Annotated in this window: 2 protein-coding genes and 2 pseudogenes; all 4 read left to right on the top strand. The window is 62.2% G+C overall.

Features of this window, described 5'->3' with window-relative positions; translation table 11 throughout:
- The first annotated feature begins 96 nt into the window (after positions 1-96).
- Positions 97-2,058: pseudogene (locus JCM19049_RS06440) on the top strand (M13 family metallopeptidase).
- A gap of 117 nt (positions 2,059-2,175) precedes the next feature.
- Positions 2,176-3,693 (top strand): annotated as a pseudogene (gene lysS, locus JCM19049_RS06435) (lysine--tRNA ligase).
- Between the two features lie 305 nt (positions 3,694-3,998).
- Positions 3,999-4,253, top strand: coding sequence for an Lsr2 family protein (locus JCM19049_RS06430; protein WP_306420720.1), 255 nt, complete (start codon positions 3,999-4,001; stop codon positions 4,251-4,253).
- Between the two features lie 248 nt (positions 4,254-4,501).
- Positions 4,502-6,972, top strand: a 2,471-nt coding sequence (locus tag JCM19049_RS06425; protein ID WP_054821170.1) for an ATP-dependent Clp protease ATP-binding subunit, incomplete at its 3' end; no start/stop codon positions are given.

Genomic DNA, 6,972 nt, shown 5'->3' with positions numbered 1-6,972 from the left:
GTTGGCGCACGGGGCAACATCTTTTGCCCCCAGCGGCGCTCAGCTGACTACAGTACAGAGGTAGAAACAGTCACGTTTGGACAGGGGAGCATTTAGTTGAGCGCGAAGGCATTGAAATACCGCGACGAATCCATTCGGCCGCAGGACGATCTATACCGCAACGCGAATGGCAAGTGGTTTGCCTCGGCGAGCATCCCCAGTGACCAGGGTCTGTACGGCTCGTTCATGGAACTGCGTGACGAGGCGGAAGCTGCGGTCCATGCGATCATCGAAGATGCCGTCGAAGCCGTGAAATCCGGCACCGAGCAGGCTCCGGATAAAGTACGCATTGCCCACCTGTATGGCAGCTTCATGAATGAGGAAGCCATCGAGGCCAAGGGGATCGAGCCGGTTCGCGGCTATCTGGAGGATATCCAACGGGTTTCCACTGCCGAAGAGCTCATTGAGCTATCCGGAGGCTTCTACCGCAAGGGCATCAGTAGCTTCCTGCAGGCCGGCGCCATGAATGACGCCGGTAATCCCGAGCGCAATCTGCTGACCTTCCTGCAAGGTGGACTGGGCCTACCGGATGAGTCTTACTACCGTGAAGAGCAGTTCGCCTCGACCGTCAGCGACTACCAGGAGCACCTGGCACGCCTGTTGGGTCTCGGTGAAGTGGCGGATCCGTCGAAGGCCGCCGAAGACGTCGTGGCGTTGGAGAAAGTCATTGCCTCCCACCATTGGGATCGCGTCAAGGTCCGCGATGCCCAAGCCCGGTACAACCTGATGAGCGATGAAGAACTGCTCCAGATTTTCCCAGGGATGCGCTACTGGCTCCAAGGCGCGGGAATTGAACCGAAGTACTATGCCGAGGTTGTGCTGTGGCAGCCCAGCTTCTTCGAAGCGCTGGGCCAGACGCTGGAGGAAGAACCCCTCGAGCGTTGGAAGGCCTGGCTCACCGTCCAGGTGCTGCGCTCCTTCGCACCCTACCTTTCCAGCCCCTTCGTCAACGAAAACTTCGCGTTCTACGCCGCGAAGCTGGGCGGAGTGGAAACCCTGAAGGAGCGCTGGAAGCGTGGGGTCAGCTTCACTGAAAGCGCCGTCGGTGAGGACCTGGGACAACTCTACGTGGCCAAGCACTTCCCGCCGGAGGCGAAGGACGCCATGGACCACCTGGTGGAGCGGCTGATCGAGGCCTACCGGGACTCGATCACCACCCTGCCGTGGATGGGGGAGGAGACAATCGAGAAGGCGCTCGAAAAGTTGTCCATGTTCCGTCCCAAGATCGGCTACCCCAACGAGTGGATCGACTACTCGAGCATCACCACGGACCCGCAGGACGTGATCGCGAACCTGGCGGCCGCCAACGAGTTCGAGTTCAAGCGTGAACTGCAGAAGATTGATGACGGGGTGGATCGGGAGCTGTGGTTCATGTACCCGCAGACCGTGAATGCCTACTACCATCCGCTGTTGAACGAAATCGCCTTCCCCGCCGCGATCCTTCGCCTGCCTTTCTTTGACGTCGATCGCGACCTCGCCTCGAACTTCGGGGCGATCGGCGCGGTCATTGGCCACGAGATCGGACACGGCTTTGATGATCAGGTTCGCAGTACGACGGCAGCGGGCAGCTGAAGAACTGGTGGACAGCGGAAGACCGGGAAGCTTTTGAAAAGCTGACCACGAAACTGGTTGACCAATACGATGCCCTCAGCCCAAGCGAAGCCCCGAACCATCAGGTTAACGGCAAGCTCACCCTGGGGGAGAACATCGGCGACCTGGGTGGCTTGGGCATCGCGTACAAGGCCTACAAGCTTGAGCTGGCCGCCCGCGGCATCGAGCAGGACCAGGTGATTGACGGGGTCAGCGGGGACCAGCGGTTCTTCTACGCCTGGGCCGAATGCTGGCGCACGCTGATTCGCCCGGAAACCGCAGTTGTTCGAGTGACCACCGACCGCATGCGCCGGGCGAATTCCGCTGCAACCAAGTGCCAAAGAACCTGGATGCTTTCCACGAGGCCTTCGGCACCCAGCCGGTGACGGGATGTGGCTGGATCCGGCCGAACGCGTCGAGATCTGGTAGCCGGAAGAAAGGCGGGCGCGACGTGCGCCCGCCTTTTGGCTGTTGTGGCCAACCTCAGGTGAGAGTCCAGTCATGAAGCGGCCACAACGAGAATTTTCACACGTAGAATGATGTACTGTGACTTCCCAAGATAATTCCCCTGCAGCAGACAGCCAGAACACCAACGACCAGCGGCAGGTGCGCCTGAGCAAGCGCGCCGAACTGCTGTCCCGTGGTGAAGAGGCCTACCCCGTAGGCGTGCCGCGCACCCACAGCCTGGCCGAGGTTCGCGAACAGTTCCCTGATCTCGAGCCGGACCAGGCCACAGGAGTGAACGTGGGGGTCGCCGGTCGCATCGTCTTCATGCGCAACACCGGCAAGCTGTGCTTCGCCACCCTGCAGGAGGGCGGACCGGAGGGCGCCGGAACCCGGCTGCAGGTGATGATCTCGCTGGCGAAGGTCGGCGAGGAGCGTCTGGCCGACTGGAAGGCCCTGGTGGACCTGGGTGACCATGTCTTCGTCAAGGGAGAGGTGATCTCCTCACGCCGCGGCGAACTGTCGATCATGGCCGATGAGTTCCAGATGGCTCCAAGGCCCTGCGTCCCCTGCCGGTGCTGCACGCCGACCTGAACGAGGAGACGCGCGTCCGTCAGCGCTACGCCGATCTGATCGTGCGCAACGAGGCCCGGGAAATGATCTACAAGCGGGCAGCCATCATCCGTGCCGTGCGCCGCACCCTGGAGGAGCGCGACTACGTCGAGATCGAGACCCCGATGCTCCAGTTGGTGCACGGCGGGGCCTCGGCCCGGCCGTTCCATACTCACCTGAACGCCTTCGACCAGGAAATGACCCTGCGCATCGCCCTGGAACTCTACCTGAAGCGCACCGTGGTCGGCGGAGTGGATCGAGTCTTCGAACTCGGCCGCATCTTCCGCAATGAGGGCGTGGACTCCACGCACTCCCCGGAGTTCACCATGCTCGAATGCTATGAGGCCTACGCCGACCAGTTCGTGATGGCCGAGCGGATTAAGGAGATCATCCTCAACGCCGCGGACGCCATCGGCGCCGGACGCGTGCTGGAAACCCCGAAGAACCATCAACCTGGACGGCGAATGGCGCTGGCTCGGCGTCTACCCAGGTCTGTCCGAGGCCGTCGGCATGGAGATTACCCCGGAAACCCCGGCCGAGACGCTGCGCGAGATCGCCGACAAGCACGAGGTGAAGATCGACCCGGCATGGGATGCCCAGAAGCTGGTCATCGAGCTCTTCGGCGAGATCGTTGAACCGAACCTGATGGACCCCACCTTCGTCTACGACTACCCGCCGCTGGCCCAGCCGCTGGCGCGGCCGCACCGTTCCAAGCCCGGTGTCATCGAGGCTTGGGACCTGATCATCGGGGGCATGGAACGCGGTACCGCGTTCTCCGAGCTGATCGACCCGGTCGTCCAGCGTGAGCGGCTGACCGAGCAGTCGTTGATGGCCGCCGGTGGAGACCCGGAGGCCATGCAGCTGGACGAGGACTTCCTGCGGGCCCTGGAGTACGGAGCCCCGCCCATGGGTGGCATCGGCCTGGGCATCGATCGCCTGGTCATGCTGTTCACCGACGTGGGAATCCGTGAAACCATACTGTTCCCATTGCTAAAGCCGGAGGCATAATATGCCCTATGTAGAAGCCATTCTTCCAACAATCGTTGTCGCCCTGATTTTCTGGTACGTTATCAAGCTGTTATGAATGCCGACCGTTCGGAGCGTCAAGCTCAGGCGGAAGTTGATCAGAATAATGATTTTGGAACTACAGGTGTAGATCTGAAATCAGGAGATAATAAAGGTCACCCTGATAATTAGGTGTTAATCGTAAGATTAATGCGTAAATCATCGCCGTTATTGTCTATGATGGATACAGGTTAAGGTCTGAAGATTATTTCAACGACCAAAGATGTACCAACCCGGAGGCTAATAACATGGCACGCCAAGTACAAATTGCATTGATCGACGATATCGATGGGGGAGAAGCCACGGAATCATTTTCCTTCAGCTTCGGCGGGCAGCATTACGAAATTGACCTGAATGATGAAAATGCGGAGAAATTCCGTGCCGCCATGGAGCCTTACATCCAGGCAGGGCGTTCCTCCAAGCAGAACTCCACCAGCGAGGCGCCGGCCATCCGCGCCTGGGCCAAGGAGAACAACATGAAGGTCACGCCCGCGGACGACTGAATGCGGATGTGGTGGAGGCCTACTACGCGGCGCAGCGCAAGGGTGGGCGCAGCCGCTCGCGCTAAGGCTTCGAACACCCCAAGCCACGACGCAAAATGACCGGGATGATTTCATCCCGGTCATTGTCGTTGGCGCACCTTCTCGGGCGCCGGGGCAACCTCACGCGGTTATCCCTGTGGCGAACAAGGCAGATTCCCGGCCTCATGGTGCGTAGCATCGAACTATTGGTAAGCAAGGAGTGTGCCGCAATGTTTGAGAGATTTACCGACCGTGCCCGTCGCGTTGTCGTGCTCGCCCAAGAAGAGGCGCGCATGCTCAACCACAACTACATCGGCACCGAGCACTTGCTGCTCGGGCTCATCCACGAAGGTGACGGAGTTGCAGCCAAAGCGCTCGAGTCCCTGAACATCTCCCTGGGCGCCGTGCGTGAACAGGTGCAGGAGATTATTGGCAAGGGGCAGCAGGCCCCATCTGGACATATCCCGTTCACTCCGCGCGCCAAGAAGGTTTTGGAGCTCTCGCTGCGCGAAGCGCTGCAGCTGGGCCACAACTACATTGGCACCGAGCACATCCTGCTGGGCCTGATTCGTGAAGGCGAGGGCGTGGCCGCACAGGTGCTGGTCAAGCTCGGTGCAGACCTGGGACGCGTGCGTCAGCAGGTCATCCAGCTGCTGTCTGGTTACCAGGGCGGGAAGGACACCGCCGCGGCGGGCGTCAGCTCCGGCGGCCAGAGCGAGGGCGCCCCGGCTGGCTCGGCCGTACTGGACCAGTTCGGCCGTAACCTGACGGCCGCAGCCCGCGAGGGCAAGCTCGACCCGGTGATCGGTCGCGAGCATGAGATGGAACGCGTCATGCAGGTCCTTTCCCGGCGCACCAAGAACAACCCGGTGCTGATCGGTGAGCCGGGCGTCGGCAAGACCGCGGTCGTCGAGGGCCTGGCCCAGGCGATCGTGCGCGGCGACGTGCCCGAGACCATCAAGGACAAGCAGCTGTACACCCTGGACCTGGGGTCCCTGGTGGCCGGCTCCCGTTACCGCGGTGACTTCGAAGAGCGCCTGAAGAAGGTGCTGAAGGAAATCCGCACCCGCGGGGACATCATCCTGTTCATCGATGAGATCCACACCCTGGTCGGTGCCGGTGCCGCCGAGGGCGCCATCGACGCCGCCAGCATCCTCAAGCCGATGCTGGCCCGCGGTGAGCTGCAGACCATCGGCGCCACGACCCTGGATGAGTACCGCAAGAACATTGAGAAGGACGCCGCGCTGGAGCGCCGCTTCCAGCCGATCCAGGTCAAGGAACCGACGGTGGAGCTGACCACGCAGATCCTGCGTGGGCTGCGTGACCGCTATGAGGCGCACCACCGCGTCTCGATCACCGACGGCGCCCTGCAGGCCGCCTCCCAGCTGGCCCACCGCTACATCTCGGACCGCTTCCTGCCGGACAAGGCCGTTGACCTGATCGACGAGGCCGGGGCGCGACTGCGCATCCAGCGCATGACCGCTCCTCCGGCGCTGAAGGAAATGGACGAGGAAATCGCCACCGTGCGCCTGGAGAAGGAAGCGGCGATTGACGCCCAGGACTTCGAAGGCGCCGCGTCGCTGCGCGACAAGGAATCCAAGCTCATCGAGGCCCGCAACGAGAAGGAAAAGTCCTGGCGCAATGGCGACATGGACGAAATCTCGGAGGTCACCGAGGAGCTGATCGCCGAGGTGCTGGCCAACTCGACCGGCATCCCGGTCGTGAAGCTGACCGAGGAAGAGTCCACCCGCCTGCTGAACATGGAAGACGAGCTGCACAAGCGGGTCATCGGCCAGGATTCGGCGATCAAGGCGATCTCCCAGGCGATCCGCCGCACCCGTGCCGGACTGAAGGACCCGAACCGCCCCGGCGGCTCGTTCATCTTCGCCGGCCCCACCGGTGTGGGCAAGACCGAGCTGGCCAAGGCGTTGGCGGAGTTCCTCTTCGGCGAGGAAGATGCGCTGATCACCCTGGACATGTCCGAGTACTCGGAGAAGCACACCGTCTCCCGGCTCTTCGGCGCCCCTCCAGGCTACGTGGGCTACGAGGAAGGCGGCCAGCTGACCGAGAAGGTGCGTCGCCGTCCCTTCTCCGTGGTGCTGTTCGACGAAGTGGAAAAGGCCCACGCGGACCTGTTCAACTCACTGCTGCAGATCCTGGAAGACGGTCGCCTGACCGACTCCCAGGGCCGGGTGGTGGACTTCAAGAACACCATTATCATCATGACCACGAACCTGGGCACCCGGGACATCTCCAAGGGCGTGATGACCGGCTTCCAGTCCTCGACCGACACCCGCACCGGCTACGAGCGGATGCAGGCTAAGGTCCAGGAGGAGCTGCGCCAGCACTTCCGTCCCGAGTTCCTGAACCGTGTCGATGACATCGTGGTGTTCCCGCAGCTGAGCCAGGAAGAGATCGAGCAGATCGTGGACCTGTTCGTGCAGCGCCTGGCCAAGCGCCTGGAGGAACGCAACATGACCATCGAGCTGACCCCGGCGGCCCGCACCGTGCTGGCGGCCCGCGGCTACGACCCGGCCATGGGTGCCCGTCCGCTGCGCCGCACGATTCAGCGGGAGATCGAGGACCAGCTTTCCGAGCGGATCCTGTTCGGCCAGATCCTGGCCGGCCAGCACATCCACGTGGATGTCGAAGGGGAGCCCGGCGCCGAGAAGTTCACCTTCCGCGCCGAAGGCGGCAACGG

The organism is Arthrobacter sp. JCM 19049, from assembly GCF_001310435.1.
This window is presented reverse-complemented; position numbering and strand designations above follow the sequence as displayed.